The sequence below is a fragment of the Glutamicibacter sp. V16R2B1 genome (genome assembly GCF_005774635.1).
GTDB lineage: Bacteria > Actinomycetota > Actinomycetes > Actinomycetales > Micrococcaceae > Glutamicibacter > Glutamicibacter creatinolyticus.
This window is the reverse complement of record NZ_VATX01000005.1, coordinates 86,303-104,525: the sequence shown is the minus strand read 5'-3', so window position 1 is coordinate 104,525 and position 18,223 is coordinate 86,303. Positions and strand designations below refer to the sequence as shown.

Annotated in this window: 18 protein-coding genes, 1 other RNA gene and 1 pseudogene; 9 read left to right on the top strand and 11 right to left on the bottom strand. The window is 65.1% G+C overall.

The window, feature by feature from the left end:
* Positions 1-130: 130 nt before the first annotated feature.
* Complete coding sequence (locus tag FDN03_RS02755) at positions 131-544, bottom strand: nuclear transport factor 2 family protein (protein ID WP_138173878.1); 414 nt, start codon at positions 542-544, stop codon at positions 131-133.
* A 120-nt stretch (positions 545-664) separates the two neighbouring features.
* Positions 665-1,240, bottom strand: coding sequence for a dihydrofolate reductase family protein (locus tag FDN03_RS02750; protein ID WP_138173876.1), 576 nt, complete (start codon positions 1,238-1,240; stop codon positions 665-667).
* Positions 1,241-1,672: 432 nt separating this feature from the next.
* Here FDN03_RS02750 and FDN03_RS02745 point away from each other — a divergent pair.
* Positions 1,673-2,107: pseudogene (locus FDN03_RS02745) on the top strand (YdhK family protein); the annotation flags it as partial.
* A gap of 101 nt (positions 2,108-2,208) precedes the next feature.
* Here the strand turns inward: FDN03_RS02745 and FDN03_RS02740 are convergent.
* Both FDN03_RS02740 and FDN03_RS02735 read right to left on the bottom strand, forming a co-directional pair.
* Entirely contained in the window at positions 2,209-2,757 is a 549-nt protein-coding gene (locus FDN03_RS02740) for a DUF488 domain-containing protein (protein WP_138173872.1), read from the bottom strand.
* A 10-nt stretch (positions 2,758-2,767) separates the two neighbouring features.
* The gene (locus FDN03_RS02735; RefSeq protein WP_138173870.1) at positions 2,768-2,983 is read right to left on the bottom strand and encodes a DUF2945 domain-containing protein; all 216 of its coding nucleotides are present in this window, start codon (positions 2,981-2,983) and stop codon (positions 2,768-2,770) included.
* 493 nt (positions 2,984-3,476) lie between these two features.
* Between FDN03_RS02735 and FDN03_RS02730 the strand changes: the two genes are divergently transcribed.
* The 4 genes from FDN03_RS02730 (at position 3,477) to def (ending at position 8,497) form a co-directional block, all read left to right on the top strand.
* On the top strand, positions 3,477-6,104 hold the full coding sequence (locus FDN03_RS02730) for a LuxR C-terminal-related transcriptional regulator (protein ID WP_171021108.1): 2,628 nt from the start codon (positions 3,477-3,479) through the stop codon (positions 6,102-6,104).
* Between the two features lie 468 nt (positions 6,105-6,572).
* On the top strand, positions 6,573-7,406 hold the full coding sequence (locus FDN03_RS02725) for an aldo/keto reductase (protein ID WP_138173866.1): 834 nt from the start codon (positions 6,573-6,575) through the stop codon (positions 7,404-7,406).
* A gap of 9 nt (positions 7,407-7,415) precedes the next feature.
* Entirely contained in the window at positions 7,416-7,802 is a 387-nt protein-coding gene (locus FDN03_RS02720; RefSeq protein ID WP_138173864.1) for a VOC family protein, read from the top strand.
* Positions 7,803-7,924: 122 nt separating this feature from the next.
* Positions 7,925-8,497: a peptide deformylase gene (def, locus tag FDN03_RS02715; protein WP_138173862.1), complete on the top strand. Its 573-nt coding sequence runs from the start codon at positions 7,925-7,927 to the stop codon at positions 8,495-8,497.
* Between the two features lie 102 nt (positions 8,498-8,599).
* On the opposite strand, the gene pstS is transcribed toward def, so the two are convergent.
* The 4 genes from pstS to rnpB all read right to left on the bottom strand — a co-directional run bounded on the left by pstS (position 8,600) and on the right by rnpB (position 12,755).
* A complete protein-coding gene (gene pstS / locus FDN03_RS02710; RefSeq protein WP_138173860.1) occupies positions 8,600-9,748 on the bottom strand; it encodes a phosphate ABC transporter substrate-binding protein PstS in 1,149 nt (382 codons plus the stop codon).
* A gap of 239 nt (positions 9,749-9,987) precedes the next feature.
* A complete protein-coding gene (locus FDN03_RS02705; protein WP_138173858.1) occupies positions 9,988-10,578 on the bottom strand; it encodes a hypothetical protein in 591 nt (196 codons plus the stop codon).
* Between the two features lie 124 nt (positions 10,579-10,702).
* Positions 10,703-12,163: a glyceraldehyde-3-phosphate dehydrogenase gene (locus FDN03_RS02700; RefSeq protein ID WP_138173856.1), complete on the bottom strand. Its 1,461-nt coding sequence runs from the start codon at positions 12,161-12,163 to the stop codon at positions 10,703-10,705.
* A gap of 231 nt (positions 12,164-12,394) precedes the next feature.
* An RNA gene (gene rnpB / locus FDN03_RS02695) (RNase P RNA component class A) lies at positions 12,395-12,755 on the bottom strand.
* 130 nt (positions 12,756-12,885) lie between these two features.
* Here rnpB and FDN03_RS02690 point away from each other — a divergent pair.
* A complete protein-coding gene (locus tag FDN03_RS02690) occupies positions 12,886-13,683 on the top strand; it encodes a peroxide stress protein YaaA (protein WP_138173854.1) in 798 nt (265 codons plus the stop codon).
* 10 nt (positions 13,684-13,693) lie between these two features.
* Here FDN03_RS02690 and FDN03_RS02685 read toward each other — a convergent pair whose 3' ends face one another.
* From FDN03_RS02685 to FDN03_RS02675, 3 genes are all read right to left on the bottom strand, one after another.
* On the bottom strand, positions 13,694-14,035 hold the full coding sequence (locus tag FDN03_RS02685) for a hypothetical protein (RefSeq protein WP_138173852.1): 342 nt from the start codon (positions 14,033-14,035) through the stop codon (positions 13,694-13,696).
* 186 nt (positions 14,036-14,221) lie between these two features.
* Positions 14,222-14,584 carry a VOC family protein gene (locus tag FDN03_RS02680; RefSeq protein ID WP_249354239.1) on the bottom strand — a complete coding sequence of 121 codons (363 nt, stop codon included), beginning with the start codon at positions 14,582-14,584 and terminating at the stop codon, positions 14,222-14,224.
* 58 nt (positions 14,585-14,642) lie between these two features.
* Positions 14,643-15,605 carry a Nif3-like dinuclear metal center hexameric protein gene (locus FDN03_RS02675; RefSeq protein ID WP_138173850.1) on the bottom strand — a complete coding sequence of 321 codons (963 nt, stop codon included), beginning with the start codon at positions 15,603-15,605 and terminating at the stop codon, positions 14,643-14,645.
* Positions 15,606-15,737: 132 nt separating this feature from the next.
* Here FDN03_RS02675 and msrA point away from each other — a divergent pair, with 132 nt between their 5' ends.
* The 3 genes from msrA (at position 15,738) to epsC (ending at position 18,098) form a co-directional block, all read left to right on the top strand.
* Positions 15,738-16,268 carry a peptide-methionine (S)-S-oxide reductase MsrA gene (gene msrA, locus FDN03_RS02670; RefSeq protein WP_138174251.1) on the top strand — a complete coding sequence of 177 codons (531 nt, stop codon included), beginning with the start codon at positions 15,738-15,740 and terminating at the stop codon, positions 16,266-16,268.
* A gap of 159 nt (positions 16,269-16,427) precedes the next feature.
* Positions 16,428-17,363 carry a cysteine synthase A gene (gene cysK / locus FDN03_RS02665; RefSeq protein ID WP_138173848.1) on the top strand — a complete coding sequence of 312 codons (936 nt, stop codon included), beginning with the start codon at positions 16,428-16,430 and terminating at the stop codon, positions 17,361-17,363.
* A gap of 150 nt (positions 17,364-17,513) precedes the next feature.
* A complete protein-coding gene (gene epsC, locus FDN03_RS02660) occupies positions 17,514-18,098 on the top strand; it encodes a serine O-acetyltransferase EpsC (RefSeq protein ID WP_138173846.1) in 585 nt (194 codons plus the stop codon).
* Positions 18,099-18,223 lie beyond the last annotated feature (125 nt).

Genomic DNA, 18,223 nt, shown 5'->3' with positions numbered 1-18,223 from the left:
CCCAGTGACACCAGCTCGGGCGCAAACTCGTTCGGCGTCGGCATTTTGTCCACGCTGAGGTTCACGACAATCGTTGTTCTGCAGCATCAATGGGCCAGCCCACTTCGTCCGCAGCAGATTTTTCGGTATCTCATTCCTCGGCCGCCCCGGTGCCTGTGGGCGTCAGTTGCGTCAAGAAACACTTCCACCCTCCTGCTTCCTTGAGCACAATATTGGTGGTCCACTCATCGGCCTTAATCGGATGGCCCTGAAACCGCCCTGAATTCCGGCCATGAGTTCGAATCACGGCGATTGATCCATACCGGTCAATGCCCAGGACTTCATGACTCATGCTGTCGTGGCGAAGGTGGCCGGTTGCCACGGCATTATGAAAAGAATCGCGAGAAATCACTCCTGGCCGGTCGATGAGAATCCAGTTCGCCGTCGTGAATGATTCCATTCGACTCACGTCATTGGTGACTATTGCTTCCGCCCATCGATGGATGAAGCTCGTCAGTTCACGATCGACCCCTGGAGTCTCCTCCCTATGTCCGCTACCCATCATTAATCTCCTTCCCTCTCAGTCATGGCTCGTTAACGCGCAAGCCGTCAGCTTGTACTTGGTTCCCGCTCCGTCGTTTTTGGACCTGCAGACGTTGCACAGCGCTCTTGGAATTCGACGCCGCTAAACGGCCGCGGACCGGGGAACATACTGCAACGCGAAGGCACCCGAGGAAAACTCCTTGTGGCCCACCAGCTCCAGTTCCACGTGCTGCGAGAGCCCTGCAAACAGCGCGGGCCCGTGCCCGACCACCCGCGGCTGAATTATGAATTCATATTCGTCAATCAGCCCAAATTCGGCCAGAGCCAGCGGCAACTGCACTCCCCCAACGTAAAGGCCCCTGCCGGGCTGACGCTTTAGCCCCCTGATTGCTATTTGAAGGTCCCCGGCGAGCAGTTCCGCGTTCCAGTCCACGTGTTCCAGCGTGCTGGAGACCACGTACTTTTTGGCCTGATCAATGGTTTGCGCGAAAGGTTTCGTCCACGGTGGCATTTGTGGTGCCGTCGGCGAGGCCCGCCAGGCGCTCTCCATGAGTTGGTAGGTAACCCGCCCGAAGATCAGCGCGTCGGCCTTGGCAATGGTTTGGGCCGAGTGCGCGTGTAGTTCCTCGTCCGGCACCCCCACTCGGTGGTCAATGCACCCGTCTAGGGTGAGGTTGATGGAATAGCGCAGCGGCTGCCCGGCTGTCTGTTCGCTCATGATGGATGCCTCTTGACTGGCCTGTGAACGGAACCGCTTGGCGCACAGATAATCCTCAAAGCTGGAACACCCGGACGGCTATTGAACGGCAAAAGAATCCCATCACCCCTGCACCGTGTCCATAGCGGGGTGACAATTCACGGGAGTTTCCAGCCACCGCTCCGGTTGGTTAACAGCTTCCAGACGCGATTCGCTCTGGCCCCGACCCCGGGCAACACGGCCCCTGGAATTCCGTGACGGCTTCAGCGGGGTCGGCTCTCGCCTTCTCCGCGAATCTCAGTTCGGCCGACAGGAACTCCCTGGAACTTCTCACCTTCTCCACCGGCTCCTGGGCGCAGACCACCAAACTTGATCTATACCCCCTAGGGGTATAGCGTCGGCATTGACAGAGGGAACAACCAGAGAAAGGTGTGGACTATGGACCACTCACAGATGGAACACCCGATGGACGGCGGACCGGCCCCGGTGGGCATCAAGGAAGCGCGGAACCCGACCTACCCGGTCGGGACAGAGGTCACCCTGACTGCGGACCACATGATGGGCATGAGCGGCGCGAAGGCAACCATCTCTGGCGCCTTCGAGACGTTTACGTATTCGGTGAACTACACGCCACTCGACGGTGGCGACGAGGTCGAAGACCACCGCTGGGTAGTGCAGGAAGAGCTGGAGAATGCAGGATCAGGCCGATTCGCGGACGGCAGCGAAGTAACCCTGCTGGCTGAGCACATGAACGGAATGCGCGGCGCGAAAGCCACCGTCGCTCATTCGACCGACGAGACGGTTTACATGGTGGATTACGAAGCAGACGGAATGAACATGACGAACCACAAGTGGGTCACGGAAAGTGAGATCCAACCTGCCCAGTAGGCGCAACCTCGTGAACTGGCTTAAAAACGCCGCGTTTCACACATCAGCGCTGCAGCGTCGGCCGCCCCTTTGGGCGGCCGACGCTGCTTTGCCCACGGCCCCTATTCGGCGGCATCGGCGGGATATGTCACCTCGGACTCGTTGCCTTCAATGTGCGCGCCGGAACTGAGTTCGGCGTCCTTCACCTCGCCAGGTCCCATGATGTGGCGCACCGGGAACTTGCGGGCCAGCAGGTGGTCCGCAATGATGCGTCGATGGCAGCGCCACCAGACGGCTTCGGAACACATCACCGCCGGGATCTGTTCCTTGGCCAGTTCTGCCAACTCCCCCAGACCCTGGTTAAAGTCCTCACTCAGCGCGTAGTCGGCGTAATTGTGGAAACTGCGGTTCTGCCACCAGGCGTTGGCTTCAAATGGCACAGTCCGGCTCACGGGTCGGCGGCCGGTGAGCGATTGCATCCAGCGGTAGTCGATTCCGGCATCGGCGAGCGCAGACTGCAGTTCATCTTGGTTGAATTGCGGGTAGCGGTTGGAGCCGGGCAGGCGGCGCACGTCCACGAGGACTGTGACGTGTTGTTCCTTGAGCATTGCCAGGAATTCGTCGATGTCGTGGGTTGAGTGACCGATGGTGTAGACCGTTGCCTTACTCACTGCCCGCTACTCACTTCTCCAGCTTGTGTAGGGCGCTGCCCTTGTGCGCGGCAATGTGGTCTGTTTTGTCGCTCTTGATTTCATATTGGGGCTCGTCGTCACTGGCGCGGCGGTTGTGCCCCTTGTAGGTGAAGTCGTTGGTGTGGACCTTGGTGATCTTGCCGGTGACGCGTCCCGCCTCGGAGTTCCAGGACACGTGGTCTCCGACGGAGAATTTGTGGCTCATGACGCTTCCTTTCTAAAGATCGTGCTTCTGACCGTAGCGTAACGCCGTGCGGCCTGTGGTTCCAGCGACTGGGCGTCCCGCTAGATGGATCACTGGTGCTGGCGGCTCTCGGCGAGCGCTGCGTTACCGTGTCCGGTTCGGGTCGGCGGAAGCAGGGGGGATCATTCGATTAGAACATGTGTTCGAATGGGTGTTTTGGTGTTGTTGCATTCCCCGTCCTTCCCTGAGCGTATTTCGAATATCTGCGCCATCTGTTCGCGCTGACGCGGGGCTATCGCAAAAACGCACGCGGTGCGACACTGGGGTTATGGACACCGCGCATTACCCCAGCCCCTCTTGGGCCGTGTTGCGTGGTGCGCGGCGAGTGCCGGATTAGCTCTCTTCCCCAGCCCCCTTTACCCGCTTCGCACTGAAAGTCCTTGCGCCCATGACTGGCCCCTCCGCCCCCCTGCCGGCTCTATTGCCATCCCGACACACTGCGATGCACGAAGGCGTGCAAAGACTGCAGGAGGGCAAGACGGTTTTTGTGATTGGCAAGCCCGGCAGTGGGCGCACCACTTTCGCCCTGCGTCTGCTGCGGGCGCTGGGGCAGAAGTTCTATTGGATTACCGGTGCTTCGGGCTTGGCCCATGTTGAGTTCGCTGTCCTGTCCAGCCTGTGTTCACAGATCCCGCAGACGCGGGAAGCGGCGGGGCATCCGACGCGGATGATTGCCGCCATCACCGGGTTCTCTTCCCACTCACCCATGTGGATCCTGCTGGATCGAGCCGAGCAGGTCGATGAGCAAAGCGCCGCCGTCCTGGCGCAACTGGCCCTATCGGGTCAGGTGCACCTGGTGGTGGCGACCGCCCAGCTGCGTCGGCTGCCCATTTGCCTGGCCCAATTGGCCAGCATGCACAGCTCCTGGCGGCTGGAGATGGCGCCGATGAATCGGGAGGACGCACGGTTCCTCACCGAGGAGGTGCTTGGCGGCCCGGTCAACGAAAGTACCGTGTGCACCTTGCTGCATGTCTCTGGCGGCAAGCCCCTGCAGATGCGTGAGTTGCTCTATGACGCGCAGGACGAGCAGGCGGTGCGCTTTGTGGGCGGGTACTGGAGCCTGCACCCGGAGTGGAAACCCAATGGGACGCGGATCAGCGATCTGGTCCACGCCCGGCTTGGGGCCGAGTCCCCTCCCATGCGCGAACTGGTGGAGCGCCTGGCCATTACCGGTCAATTGCCGCTGCAGCGGGCCGGGGAGGTGCTGGGCACCGAGGTGCTGGACCGGGCCATTGATACCGGACTCGCGCGGGTCCTGGATGCCGAGCCTTCCCCTGGCGACTCACCCGCCACCCCCTTGGTCGACTTGACTGCCGGCATCCCGGCGGAGGCCGTTGTTGGCCTGCTGGGCCGTCACCGGCTGGGCCAGCATCTGCAGGCGCTGGGCCCGGTGATTTCGAATGGGACGCAGGCCGGGGAGCTGGAAATCAACCTGGCCCTGCTGCGTCAGCGGGTCGGATGTCCGCTGCCGGCCGATGAGCTGTTGCGGCCCGTACTGCGGGCTGGGGCGAATTACCGGTATGACATCGTGGTGGCGCTGACCGAGCAACTGGGTTCCCAGGAGCAGGTGGCCGAGGAGACCCGCACCCTGTTGGCCGCCGCCCGGGCCGTGGCCCAGTTCGAGACCGGTGCGGCAAATCAGGGCCTGGAGACCCTATCCCCCTGGTTGGACCAGCATGCGGCGCCAATTCGGCAGGCGGCCGCCTACATTCACCACCATGGCCCCACCCCGCAGCTGGCGTTGGACCTGCTGCAGCCGCGCCCCGGGGATCCGCCGGATGTGGAGGCCCAGCGTCTGGTGCTGCTGAGCCTGCAGGACCAGCCGGTGGACTCGGTCAGCCTGTTGGCGGCATTCGAGGACCAGCGGATCCACGCGGATCTTCGCCTGGCCTGCCTCGCCCGCTACGGACTGCTGCTGGCCTATCAGGGGCAGGCGGTACGGGCCCGCGAGCTGTTCACCCAGGTATTCGCCTCGCCGGTGTGGGCACACACCGGCGCCTGTGGCCGGCGCACCATGTTCTCGGCGCTGCACCCGGTCCTGTTGGCCGAAGGCAACGGGTCCCAGCAGCTGCGTTCGCGCATCACCCGGATCCAGGACGACTCCAGCTCCGCCCACCACCTGGATCAGCTGATTTGGAAGGGTGCTTGGAACCTGGAGACCGGCAACGCGCAGGTCGCCGCGGTGGCATTGGACCAGGCGCTGTCCCTAGCCGAGCTCAACGACCCGCTGAACGCCGCCTCAATTGTCTGGGCACTGCGCTCCCGGGCCGCCTCCCTGCTGGGGAACACCGAACAGGCACGGCACTTCCTGCAGCAGGCCCGCACAGCCCGTTTTGATGGACAGCCTCTGCGACTGGAAGCGGAACGGGCGCTGCTGGCGGCCGTACTGCGCAGCGAGGGCACCGCCGCGGCCCGGGACTACCTCTCACGGCTGCTCACCCAGGCCGAGGAACGCGGGCTGAAAATGCAGCAGGTGCGGCTGCTGCATGACGCCTGGCGGTTGCGGCTGACCGAGCAGACCGAACAGTTCAGTTCCCTGGCCGCCACCGTGGAAGGTACGTTGGCCACCACCCTGGCCGGTTACGGCACCGCACTGGAGAACCTGGGCCCGCAGCTGGATGAGCTGATTGACAACCACGTGCGGCAAGGGCGCCTGCTGTACGCCGCCGAGCTGGCCAACCACGGCTCCGAACTGGCCCGGGCCTCCGGGAAACGGGCGCGGGCCTCCCACCTGCTCAGCCGCTGCGCCGAGATCGCCGGACCGCTGGCCAACGTGAACTCCCCGCGTCTGGGACGGGCCCGGGTGGATTCCGCCCTGCTAAGCGAACGCGAGTACGCCGCCTGCGTGCGAGCCGCCCAGGGTGAAAGCAACACGCAAATCGCCGCCGCACTGTACCTCTCCCCGCGCACCGTGGAGGGCCACCTGCAGCGGGCCTACGCCAAGCTGGGAATCCGCGACCGGCGCCAGCTCATTGACCATGACGACAGCGACCCCGACGACTTCCACCATGGGGCGGCGCAACCGGCCCAGCCGGACCGGGCATCGCAGGCTGTCACAAGCTACTGGGACAGCGCCACCTGAGCAATGCCTGCCCCAGTCTTCGCGCCGGCGGTCGGTTTTCGCCCAAACCCTGTCGGACAGGCCAGCTATTCGTTTACGCAGTACTACCTAAAAATTCCGAAAGCACTACTTAGTACCCCTCCATATGTCCTTGGCACCCAATAAGCTATGGTCAATTGGCCAACGGGGCACTTGGACGCTTTGGGGGGCGTGCCATTTGGTCAATTGAGTAAGTTAGCCACGGTCTTCTCGCTCGCGTCGATGACGCGCAGAACGACTTCGGCCGATACCGGGAAAAGCCAGCATTCACAGATGCTGGCTTTTCTCGTTGCGCCGACTTTACCCCCGGATTCCTGTTCTGCGCCGACCCGGACGCGGCAGCGCGCTGTTGTTAACAAACGCTGATTTTGCTAGGAATTCGCCCCCAACGGTGCTGACCAAGCCAACAAATACCGGGCGGAACACGACTCCTCGCCTAGGGTGTATGACATGGAACACCATACTTTGGTACAACTCGCGCTTGGGGATGCGGTTCCGGCCATTGGCCAGGGCACGTGGTTCATGGGAGATGCTCCCGCGGCACGGGAGAAGGAAATCGCCACGCTGCGCACCGGCATTGAGCTGGGCCTGTCGCTGGTGGACACCGCGGAAATGTACGGCGATGGGCGCAGTGAGGACCTGGTCGGGGAAGCGATCGCGCCGGTGCGCGATGAAGTCTTCCTCGTCGACAAGGTCCTGCCCTCCAACGCCTCGCGGCAGGGCACCATCACCGCCTGCGAACGCTCGCTGGAGCGCCTGGGCACCGACTGGATCGATCTCTACCTGCTGCACTGGCCCGGGGCGCACCCGCTGGAAGACACCGTGGAGGCCTTCGAACAGCTCAAGGACCGCGGACTGATCGGGGCCTGGGGCGTGAGCAACTTTGATCCGGAGGAACTGTCATACCTGCCCGGGCACCCGGCGGCGAACCAGGTGCTGTACAACCCCTCCCGCCGCGGCATCGAATTCGACCTGATCCCGCAGCAGCTGTCCATGAAGCCGCCGGTGCCGGTTATGGCCTACTCGCCCCTGGAGCAGGGCGAGATGCTGTCCGACCCCACCCTGAACGCCATTGCCCAGGAACTGGGGGTCAGCGTCGCCCAGGTGCTGATCGCCTGGGCGATCCGTTCGGGCAGCGTGATCGCGCTGCCCAAGTCCAGCAGCATCGAGCATGTGCGGCAAAACGCGGAGGCCGGCAGCCTGCGGCTAAATGACGAGCATCTGGCCCGCATCGACGCCGCCTTCCCGGCCCCGACCTCACCGGTGCCGCTGGAAGTCATCTAGGGACCAAACATGAGACTGCACCATATCCAGCTGGCCATGCCCGCCGGGCTGGAAGACACCGCCCGCCATTTTTACGCCGAGCTGCTGGGGCTGGAGGAAGTTGAACGCCCGGCCCGGGCCCATGACGGGCAGCTGTGGTTCTGCTGCTTCGACGACCAGGGGTTGGTCACCGCCGAAATCCACCTGGAGGTCGGCGCCCCGGTGCCCGCAGGCAGCGGACACACCGGGCTGCGGCTGGCCGACCGGGAGGAGCTGGCGCTGCTGGCCCACACCCTGGAGCAGGCCGATGTCCAGGTGGACTGGTCCGAACGGCACAGCTTCGAGGGCTATGAGCGCTTCTTCGTCCAGGACCCGTTCGGCAACCATCTGGAGCTGCTGGCCCCGGCCTACCTGTAGTGCCACAGGGGGTGACGTCCCGCTCACATTTGTCCGCCGGCGCCGCCACCCAAGTGGCCTGGGCGGGGCAGGCGTGGAATTATGGAGAAGTCATTGACTGGATCTTGGAAGGACCCGAACCAGTGCCCATCCGGCAAATCACCGTCTACGGGGAACCCGTACTTCATCAGCGCGCCGCGGAAGTGACCGTCTTCGACGACGAGTTGCGCGAGCTCGTGGCCGACATGCACACCACCATGGACGCCGCCCATGGGGTGGGCCTGGCCGCCCCGCAGATCGGCATCGGGCTGCGGATCTTCACCTACATCTACGCGGACCAGGACACCGCCCCGGAGCGTGGGGTGCTGATCAACCCCAAGCTGACCCTGTCCAAGGTTTCCCAGGCGGCCCCGGACGTGGACGAGGAGTCCGAGGGGTGCCTGTCGGTGCCCGGACTCTCCTTCCCGCTCAAGCGCGCGGACTACGCGAAGGTGGAGGGCGTGGACGAGTTCGGCAAGCCGATCTCCTTCGAGGCCCACGGCTGGTTTGCCCGCATCATGCAGCACGAGTTCGACCACCTGGACGGGCTGCTGTACGTGGACAAGCTGGTGCCCAAGTGGGACAAGCGCTGGCTGAAGGCGAAGAAGTCGCTGGGCTGGGGCACCCCGGGCATCACCTGGCTGCCGGGCACCGACGCGGACCCGTTCGGCCACTAGGCCCACCAGGCAAACCCGGCAAGGACCGGGGTCCGTGAAGTTCGTGCTTCACGGACCCCGGTCCTTGTCATTGCGGTGGTGCCTGCGCGCCGTCCGGCAGGTCTAGTCGCGCAGCGTGATCGAGGCGACCGCGTCGCGGGCCTGGCCGGCCAGGTTCTTGGGCATCGGGGCGCTCTTGGCCGACTCGGCCGCCACCTGCTGGCCCTCGTCGCTGACCACGTAGTCGGCGAACGTCTTGACCAGCTCCAGCTGCTTGGCGTCGGTGTAGCTGGAGCACAGGATGAAGTAGGAGACCATCACCAGCGGGTAGGCGCCCTGCGCGGTGGTGGTGCGGTCCAGCGCCAGGGAGATGTCGTGCTCGCCGCGGCCCTCGACCCGTTCGGCCTCCTCCACGGCACGGGCGGCCGCCTCACCGCTGACCTCAACAAACGTGTCCCCCGAGCCGATGGCCGCCTTGCCCAGCGAATCATCGACCAGCGAGTCATCCGCGTAGGTGATGGCGCCCTCGGTGCGGGTCACCGTGGTGACCACCCCGGAGTTGCCCTGGGCCTGCTCCACCCGGGTGCCCGAGGGCCAGGATCCACTCGGGTCGCTCTTCCACTGCTGGGGTGCGGCCTCGTGCAGGTACTCGGTGAAGTTCTCGGTGGTGCCCGAGTCATCCGAACGCACCACCACGGTCATCGGCACGTCCGGGATCTTCACGCCCGGGTTCAGCTTGGCGATGGCCTCATCCTGCCAGCTGGTGATCTGCCCGTTGAAGATCCGTGCCACCGTGGGCGCATCCAGGTTCAGGCTTTGCACCCCGGGCAGGTTGAAGGCCACGGTGATCGGGGAAATGTAGGCCGGGATGTTGATGGCGCCCTGCGGGCCGCAGGTGGCCCGCGACTCGGCTTCCTCCTCATCCTTCAGGTACGCGTCCGAGCCGGCGAATTCGGTGCCGCCGGCCAGCAGGCCGGCGCGCCCGGCGCCGGAGCCCACCGAGGCGTACTGCACCTGCACCTTGGGGTGCAGGGTGGAGAACCCGGTGGTCCAGGCGTTCATGGCCGCGTTCTGTGCGGTGGAGCCGCCCCCGGTGATGGTTCCGGCCAGGGAGGAGGTGTTCTGCTCGGCGGCCTTGCGCTGTTCTTCACCCAGCGGGTAGTCATTCCCGCAGCCGGTGAGCAGCAGCGTGCTCAGCGCGAGCACACTGGTCACGGACAGTGCGGGGCGGCGGTGGGTGCGGACCGGGTCAGGTGCGGACGTACCTGGCATGGGTGGAACTCCTGGGTTGGGGGAAAGTCGGCCCTCACTGTGGCCACCCTCAATCCTAGGCAACCCTGCTGGGCGTCGGCCACTTAGCCACGGCCCCTACAGCGCCGGGGAGATGCACGCCACCCCCGTTCCCGCAGCGACCTGTGCGGCAGCGTTTTGGCGTCAACGGCAGCGACCGCCGGAATCGGGCTTTTTCGGCCCGGTTCCGGCGGTCGCGGTGGATGCGCTGTTTTTCGCGCCTACTTCATGGACTGGACCTGCAGCACCTTGCCGTGCGGGTGGCACTGCTGGACGGCCTTTTCCTGGGCGTCGGTCAGTTCGGCCAGTTCACCGGTAATGGTCACCGGCTGGCCCACGTAGTGGGTGGTGCCATCCAGCTCAACGCCGGGGCGCTGGCGGTTCAGGACCTCGGCCTGTTCCGGCAGGAGCAGCAGGGTCGGCTCGCCCTTGTCCTTCAGGTGCAGGCAGCCGCCGTCGGCGACAATCAGCTTGCCGCTCTGCTCGGTGGCCTTTACATCCTTGAAGTCGGTGTCGGCGATGACCCCGCGCGGCTTCTCCTTAGTCAGGCTCAGCTTCGCCTCATCGGCAGCGGCAGCGGTTTCGCTGGCCGGGGCGCTGGTCTTAGTGCTGGGGCTGGCTTCCGTGCTGGGGGTCGACTCGGCCTGAGTGCTCGGCGCCGCTTCGCTGCTGGCTGCCGGGCTAAAGGGGGCCTGGGACGCACTGGCGTCGTTGGGCTGCGCGGAGCAGGCGGTCATGCCAGCCAGGCTCAACGCGAGCACTGCCACCATGGGACGGATACGCTTTCGGGTGTCTGCGGCAACTGCTTTCATATTTCCGAGCCTAACAAGTACCGTCAAAAAATTGTCGCTGATCACTGGTGATTAAACGCACCACCGGGCGCCAAGTACGCAACAATGCGTTCCTGGCGCCCGGTGGTTGGGCCTGCTGCCGGTGCTACTGGGCGGCGACGGCCTCGGCCTTCAGCGCCGGAACGGCGACCGGGTGGGTGCCGGCGATGCTCTCGATTACCCGCACCACCTGGCAGGAGTAGCCGAACTCGTTGTCGTACCAGACGTAGACGACGGCGTTCTTGCCCGAGACGATGGTGGCCAGCCCATCAACGATACCGGCGCGGCGGGAGCCGACGAAGTCGGTGGACACCACTTCGGGGGAGTCGATGTAGTCGATCTGCTTGTGCAGGTCGCTGGTCAGCGAGGTCTCACGCAGGTACGCGTTCAGCTCGTCCTTGGTGGTCTCCTGCTCCAGGTTCAGGTTCAGGATTGCCATGGACACATCCGGGGTGGGGACGCGGATGGCGTTGCCGGTCAGCTTGCCGGCGAACTCCGGCAGGGCCTTGGCCACGGCCTTGGCGGCCCCGGTCTCGGTGATGACCATGTTCAGCGCTGCGGAGCGGCCGCGGCGCTCACCCTTGTGGAAGTTGTCGATCAGGTTCTGGTCGTTGGTGAACGAGTGAACGGTCTCAACGTGGCCGTGCTCGACACCGAACTTGTCGTTCAGGGCCTTGAGCACCGGGGTGATGGCGTTGGTGGTGCAGGAGGCGGCCGAGAGGATGGTGTCCTCGGCGCCGATCCACGAATCGTTGATGCCGTGCACGATGTTCTTCACATCGCCCTTGCCCGGGGCGGTGAGCAGCACGCGGGAGACGCCCTTGGCCTTCAGGTGCTGGCCCAGGCCCTCCTCGTCGCGCCAGCGGCCGGTGTTGTCCACCACGATGGCGTTGTCGATGCCGTACTCGGTGTAGTCCACCGAGGCCGGGTCATTCGAGTAGATGACCTGGATCAGGGTGCCGTTGGCCAGGATGGTGTTGTTTTCCTCGTCCACGGTGATCGAGCCGTCGAACTTGCCGTGCACCGAGTCGCGGCGCAGCAGGCTGGCGCGCTTCTGCAGGTCGTTCTCGGCGCCCTTGCGCACCACGATGGCGCGCAGGCGCAGCCCGTAGCCGCCGCGTTCGATCAGGATGCGGGCCAGCAGGCGACCGATGCGGCCAAAGCCGTAGAGGACGACGTCCTGCGGCTCGGCGTCGGTGGCGCCGGCCTGGCCGACCTTCTCGCCCAGTTCCTCGCTCAGGAAGGACTTCAGGTCGGTGGCGCCGGATTCGGTGAACTTCTTGTTCAGGCGGCCCAGGTCAACGGACACGGCCCCCACGTTCAGCTCATCAATGGCTTCGAGGATCGGCATGGTCGCGGTCAGAGCCAGCTCTTCGCCATCAATGCGACGCACCAGGCGGTGGGCCTTGATGATGTCAATGGCGGACTGGTTGATCAGCTTGCGGCCGTAGATGGAGGTCACCACATTGTTCTTGCGGTAAAGACGTCCGATCAGCGGAATCATGGCCTCGGCGAGCTCTTCGCGCCCGCTCCAATCTTCCTGGGCAACGACAGACTGCTGGGTCACAGAAAATCCCTTCCAATTTCAGCCGACTTCCGGATCCTCAAAGTCGGTTGGCACCGTGAGAAGCACCATTGCATTTACGGTGGCACGGGGTTTCAGGATCATTCCCCGTTGAATACACATCCATCATAAACGTTTGGTGAACCGGTGCGGAATGTGACCCTGTGAGACCTGTCACCCAGCCGGAGGGCAGCGGTCGGAAAAAACCGCATCAGGGTGGAGGCAGGAGGATGGTGAATGGGATGACCGATACGCCGGGTTCTGTTCCGCCTGCATGAGGCGGCGACGACCATCTATCTACGGCTGCCGTTGCCGACAGCCTCTAGCGGTCCACCCAACTGCTGGGGCGAACAGCCCTCATAACGCAGTCTGTCTGACCTTGCTCCGAGTGGGGTTTACCTAGCCGTCCCGGTCACCCGGGACGCTGGTGGTCTCTTACACCACCCTTTCACCCTTACCAGGAAGACCTGGCGGTTTACTTTCTGTGGCACTGGCCTGCGGGTTACCCCGAGTGGGCGTTACCCACCACCCTGTTCTGTGGAGCCCGGACGTTCCTCGGGCCGCTGATGCGGCACGCGGTCGCCTGGTCATCCCATTCGCCGTTCATTCTACGCGCTGCACCGGCAACCACGGCAATCAGCCGGTTGCCGAAAGGGATTATGCCGCTTGCAGGCCGCCTTCACCCGATGGGCATTGGGGCGTGGACTGCTAGTACGCTGGAAGGCGTGCTGATTCTGTTGCCCCCTTCCGAAGGTAAGACCGCCCACGCGAGCGGCGACCCATTTGAGATGTCCGCGCTCTCCTTCCCCCAGCTGGGCGAGGCGCGCGGTGAGGTGCTGGCGGCGCTGCGCACGGTGTCGGCTGCCGAGGACGCCATGCAAGTGCTGGGCGTCGGGGCATCGCTGGCCGAGGAAGTGGCACGCAACATCACCCTGCACCGCGAACCGGCGGCCCAGGCCCATGACGTGTACTCCGGCGTGCTCTTCGAGGCCCTGGGGTATTCCACGCTGGATGCCGCCGCGCAGCGGCGGGCCGATGAGTCCATCGTGGTGGTCTCCGCGCTGTGGGGTGCCGTGGGTTTCGCCGACCGGATCCCGCCCTACCGGCTCTCGATGGGCGTGAAGCTCGAGCCGGTGGGCAAGCTGGCCAGCTGGTGGAAGAAGCGCCTGACCCCGGTGCTGGACGCGCGCGCTGGGGATCAGCTGATCGTGGATGCGCGCTCGAGCACCTACGCGGCCGCCTATAAGCCGTCCAACGGCAACAGCGTGGCGGTCAACGTTTTCCAGCTGCGCAACGGGACGCCGAAGGTGGTTTCGCACTTCGCCAAGCACACCCGCGGTGAGGTCGCCCGCTTCCTGATGGAACAGGAAACCGAGCCGGCCAACGCGCAGGAGCTGCTGGATTTGGCCAACACGCGGTGGGACGCGAGCCTGTCGGAGGACAAGAAGGGGCTGGCCCTGAACATCGTGCTGGCCGAGGACCACCAGTTCACGTCCCCGGCGAAGGCGACCGCCGGGGTGTAGCCGGGCCGAACTACTGCAGTTCGTCGGAATCGCTGGGGTGGGCGGCATCCCGCCCGATGGTTTCAGGCTCCGCACCCGCTTCATGACTCGACTGCTTGTCGCTGGCCTCCTGGCGCCCCATCCAGTGCAGCGCCACTCCGATCGCGGTCAGCGTGGCGCCAAACGGGGTCAGGAACGACTGGGCGAACAAGAGGATCGCGCCCAACGTGTAGGTGATCAGCGGGTCATTGCTGTTCGGGCCGATGTTGAGCGCGACCGGCTGGAAGATGACCGGGGCAATGACGCTGAGCAGGATCCCGAGCACCACGGCGCCCAGTCCCACGACGATGAGCTTCTTGTGGATTGCCTTCATCGTTGGATGCCCCCTGCCGGTGCCTTCATTCGGCACCGCCTGGGTGCGGCGCCGAATATCGTTGACCTTCAACCTAGGCCACTTGGCGCCATCTGACAAGGGATGTTTCCCGCTTCGGCCGCTGCTTGGCTCCCATGGCCATGCCGCCGCCCGGCGGGAATCTACCGGGGATCCTGTGCCACGAGTTCAACTTCGAAGCCCGCCGCGTCCTCCAGGTAGGCGGCGCGGTGCTCGCTGCCCCCCGGCGAACGGGTGCCGGTCGGCGAAGAGCAGCGTGAACCCGTGTTTCAGCGCATCCTCGGTGACCTGATTGAACTCGGCGGCCGGAACGCTCAGCGCCAGGTGGTTCATCCCCGCAGCGCACCGCTGGTGCCGGCCGGGGAGCACGTCCGGCCCGGACTCCAGAACGATGTAGAACCCGTCCCGGCCGTAGCTCACCCCGTGCGCCCACTCATCCAGCACGGCGCAACCCAGTCGCTGCAGCAGCCATCCCAGGCTGGCCTTTGACTGCTGAAGGTCCGCGACCCACAACTCCAGGTGATGCAGCACGGGTGCTCCAGCTCGTCGAGGGAAGGGGAATCAGGGGTTTCGAAAAGCTCGCTACCCCCTACGGCGTGAGCACGAAGTCCCACGGGTCGGTGTTGATTTGGGAGACTTCCACCTCGATGGCAAAGCCCAGATCCCGCAACACGTTCTGCAGGGCGCGGGCCGCGGCGGAGAGCCATACCCACTCCGAGGCGAAGTGGGAGACGTCAACCAGGTAGGGATGCGAATCCCCGGCCGCTTCGCGGGCCTCGCTGGCCGGGTGGTGACGCAAATCGGCGGTGACGTACACGTCGGCGTCATGGGAGCGCACCGCGTCGAACAGCGAATCCCCGGCTCCGCCGCACAGCGCGATCTTGCGCACGATGGCGTTGCGGTCCCCGGCCACCCGCACCCCGCCGGCCACGGCCGGCAGCACGGTGTAGACCCGTTCGGCGAAGTCCTGCAGGGTCATGGTCTTTTCCAGGTAGCCGACCCGGCCCAGGCCCTCCTCGGGCAGCCCGTCCTTGGAGACGACCAGCGGCACGCAGTCGCTGAGCCCGAACGCGTCGGCCAGGGCGTCGTTCACTCCCCCGATGGCGCTGTCCGCGTTGGTGTGGGCGGTCAGCAGCGCGCACCCGGATTCGATCAGCCGGGTGATGGCCTCGCCCTTGAAGCTGGTGCCGGCGACCTGGTTGACCGGCTTGAGCAGCAGCGGGTGGTGGGTGATCAGCAGGTCCGCGCCGCGCTCGATCGCGTCCTCAATGACCTGAAGGGTGGGGTCCACCGCGAAGACGACCTTCTTGACGCTGGCGGTGGTGCGCCCGGCGACCAGACCCACGGCGTCCCAGTCCTCGGCCAGCGACTGCGGCCACAGCTCCTCGGCGGCCTCCAGCACGGTGCCCACGCTGGGCACGGCAGACTCGGCGCCCGCGGCTGCCGCACCGCCGGCCGCGGCCGGGGATTCGGGGTTCTTGGCAGCCTGATCCTGCTTTGTTGCCTCGGTCTTGCGCGCATCGCCGACCGGGTTGTTCACCTTGCTCTGCATACCTCTAGCCTACGCGGTGGGCCGGGAACGGGAACAGAATGCAACGCCGTGGTGTTGGCTATGGATGTGAGTTCACAAACCAAAACCCAAGCCCATCATTTCGAGCCGACCAGTGAGATTGATGGCCGTGCGCTGCGCACCTTCGTGCTGGCCGGCGGCTGCTTCTGGTGTCTTGACGCCGTCTACCAGCGCACCCGTGGGGTGCATTCGGTGATCTCCGGCTACACCGGCGGGAACACCTCCCACCCGGACTACCACCAGGTGTGCACCGGGATGACCGGTCACGCCGAGGCCGTGGCGGTGACCTTCGACGAGTCCGTGGTGCCGGCCGAGGTCATCCTGGACATGTTCTTCACCCTGCACGACCCGACCACCCTGAACCGGCAGGGCTACGACGTGGGCACCCAGTACCGCAGCGCCATGTTCCCGCTGGATGACGCCCAGCGTAAGGACTATGAGCGGGCGATCGCGAAGTTCGCCGAGCTCTACCCGGATCCTATCGTGACCACCATGGAGCAGCCGGACGACTTCTGGGTGGCCGAGGACATCCACCAGGACTATTACACCCAGTACTCCCAGGCCGGGTATTGCCGGGTCATAATCGACCCAAAGCTGGCAAAGGTAAAGAAATATTACGGTTCGTGGCTTAACAACGAGTCGTAATTGGCGCGAGAACTACCCTAGAGAGGGAAAGCTTTTCTCGGCACCGCGCCCTTGAGCGCAAGGGGCGGGCCGAAGCACAACTCGTTCTTCCGGATCCGTGCGCGGGCCCGGAGCAAGCTAGCGATCACAGCCAACCGATACAGCGAAGGAACCAACACGATGGGCAAAATCTACAACAACGTCACCGAGGTCGTCGGCGGAACCCCGCTGGTGAAGCTCAACCGGCTGGATGAGGGGCTGCCGGGCAACGTTGCGGTGAAGCTGGAGTTCTACAACCCGGCCAACTCGGTCAAGGACCGCATCGGTGTGGCGATTGTGGACGCCGCCGAGGCCTCGGGCGCGCTGAAGCCCGGGGGCACCATCGTGGAGGGCACCTCCGGGAACACCGGCATCGCCCTGGCCATGGTCGGCGCGGCCCGCGGCTACAAGGTGGTGCTGACCATGCCCGAGACCATGAGCACCGAGCGCCGCGTGATGCTGCGCGCCTTCGGCGCCGAGATCGTGCTGACCCCGGGCGCCGACGGCATGCGCGGCGCGGTGGAGAAGGCCAAGGAGATCGTGGCCACCACCGAGAACGCGATCTGGGCCCAGCAGTTCGCCAATGAGGCCAACCCGAAGATCCACCACGACACCACCGGCCCGGAAATCTGGGAAGACACCGAGGGCAAGGTGGACGTGCTGGTTTCCGGCATCGGCACCGGCGGCACCATCACCGGCGCCGGACGCTACCTGAAGGGAAAGAACGCCGAGGTGAAGATCGTGGCGGTGGAGCCCAAGGACTCCCCGATCCTCAACGGCGGCAAGCCCGGCCCGCACAAGATCCAGGGCCTGGGCGCGAACTTCATCCCCGAGGTGCTGGACACCGAACTGTACGACGAGGTGCTGGACGCCCCGATCGAGGAATCGGTCTCCGTGGCCCGCGCGCTGGGCGTGAAGGAAGGGATCCTGGGCGGCATCTCCGCAGGCGCCGCCGTGTGGGGCGCCCTGCAGGTGGCCGCCCGTGAGGAGAACGCCGGCAAGCTGATCGTGGCGGTGGTCCCGGACTTCGGCGAACGCTACATCTCGACCCTGCTCTTTGACGACATCCGCGGCTAGTTTCCGCGGATTGTGATGGCTGGCGAATAAATCGGCGTGCCGTGCGGTTGGACTGGATAGACCCGCCCCGGCGCGCCGATTTGTCGTGTGACCTCCCGTAATGGGACCCACGATGGCACGTCGCCAGCCCTTGACCCCTAAGGTGAACACATGAGTTTTATCTCCCGGCTACGGGAAGACCTGGCCACTGCCCGCACCCACGACCCGGCCACGCGCAGCGACACCGAGAACTTCTTCGCCGCCTCGGGGCTGCACGCGATCTGGATGCACCGGATCGCGCACCGGATGTGGCAGAACCCGTCCCTGCGCTTTGCCGCGCGGATGCTCTCGCAGCTGAACCGGGCCGTCACCGGCATTGAGATCCACCCCGGAGCCACGATCGGGCGGCGCTTCTTCATCGACCACGGCATGGGGGTGGTGATCGGTGAGACCGCCGAGGTGGGCGACGATGTGATGCTCTACCACGGGGTGACCCTGGGCGGGCGTTCACTGGCCAAGGTCAAGCGCCACCCGACCATCGGCAACCGGGTGGTGGTCGGGGCCGGGGCGAAGATCCTGGGTCCGATCGTGATCGGGGACGACTCGGCGGTGGGCGCAAACGCCGTGGTGGTCAAGGACGCCCCGGCCGGTTCGATTGTCACCGGCATCCCGGCGCGCAACCGCCCGCGTTCCCCGGAGGAGCGCAAGCCGGCGGTGGACCCGGCCGAGTACATTGACCCGGCCATGTGGATTTAGCTCCCTACCCGCCCCAGGGGCCCGCAGCACCATCCCGGTGCCGCGGGCCCCTGGCTGCGTTACGGCTCCTGCTCAGCAACACCGGTGGTGGATGGGCAGGAATCAAGAAGTCGGCGGCCCCGACG

Excerpts from the sequence above, each read along its gene's own strand:
- pstS (WP_138173860.1), bottom strand. The coding sequence starts at position 9,748 with ATGCCAGGTACGTCCGCACCTGACCCGGTCCGCACCCACCGCCGCCCC.
- cysK (WP_138173848.1), top strand. The coding sequence starts at position 16,428 with ATGGGCAAAATCTACAACAACGTCACCGAGGTCGTCGGCGGAACCCCG.
- epsC (WP_138173846.1), top strand. The coding sequence starts at position 17,514 with ATGAGTTTTATCTCCCGGCTACGGGAAGACCTGGCCACTGCCCGCACC.
- FDN03_RS02685 (WP_138173852.1), bottom strand. The coding sequence starts at position 14,035 with ATGAAGGCAATCCACAAGAAGCTCATCGTCGTGGGACTGGGCGCCGTG.
- FDN03_RS02675 (WP_138173850.1), bottom strand. The coding sequence starts at position 15,605 with ATGCAGAGCAAGGTGAACAACCCGGTCGGCGATGCGCGCAAGACCGAG.
- FDN03_RS02755 (WP_138173878.1), bottom strand. The coding sequence starts at position 544 with ATGATGGGTAGCGGACATAGGGAGGAGACTCCAGGGGTCGATCGTGAA.
- FDN03_RS02725 (WP_138173866.1), top strand. The coding sequence starts at position 6,573 with ATGGAACACCATACTTTGGTACAACTCGCGCTTGGGGATGCGGTTCCG.
- FDN03_RS02735 (WP_138173870.1), bottom strand. The coding sequence starts at position 2,983 with ATGAGCCACAAATTCTCCGTCGGAGACCACGTGTCCTGGAACTCCGAG.
- FDN03_RS02720 (WP_138173864.1), top strand. The coding sequence starts at position 7,416 with ATGAGACTGCACCATATCCAGCTGGCCATGCCCGCCGGGCTGGAAGAC.
- FDN03_RS02705 (WP_138173858.1), bottom strand. The coding sequence starts at position 10,578 with ATGAAAGCAGTTGCCGCAGACACCCGAAAGCGTATCCGTCCCATGGTG.
- FDN03_RS02750 (WP_138173876.1), bottom strand. The coding sequence starts at position 1,240 with ATGAGCGAACAGACAGCCGGGCAGCCGCTGCGCTATTCCATCAACCTC.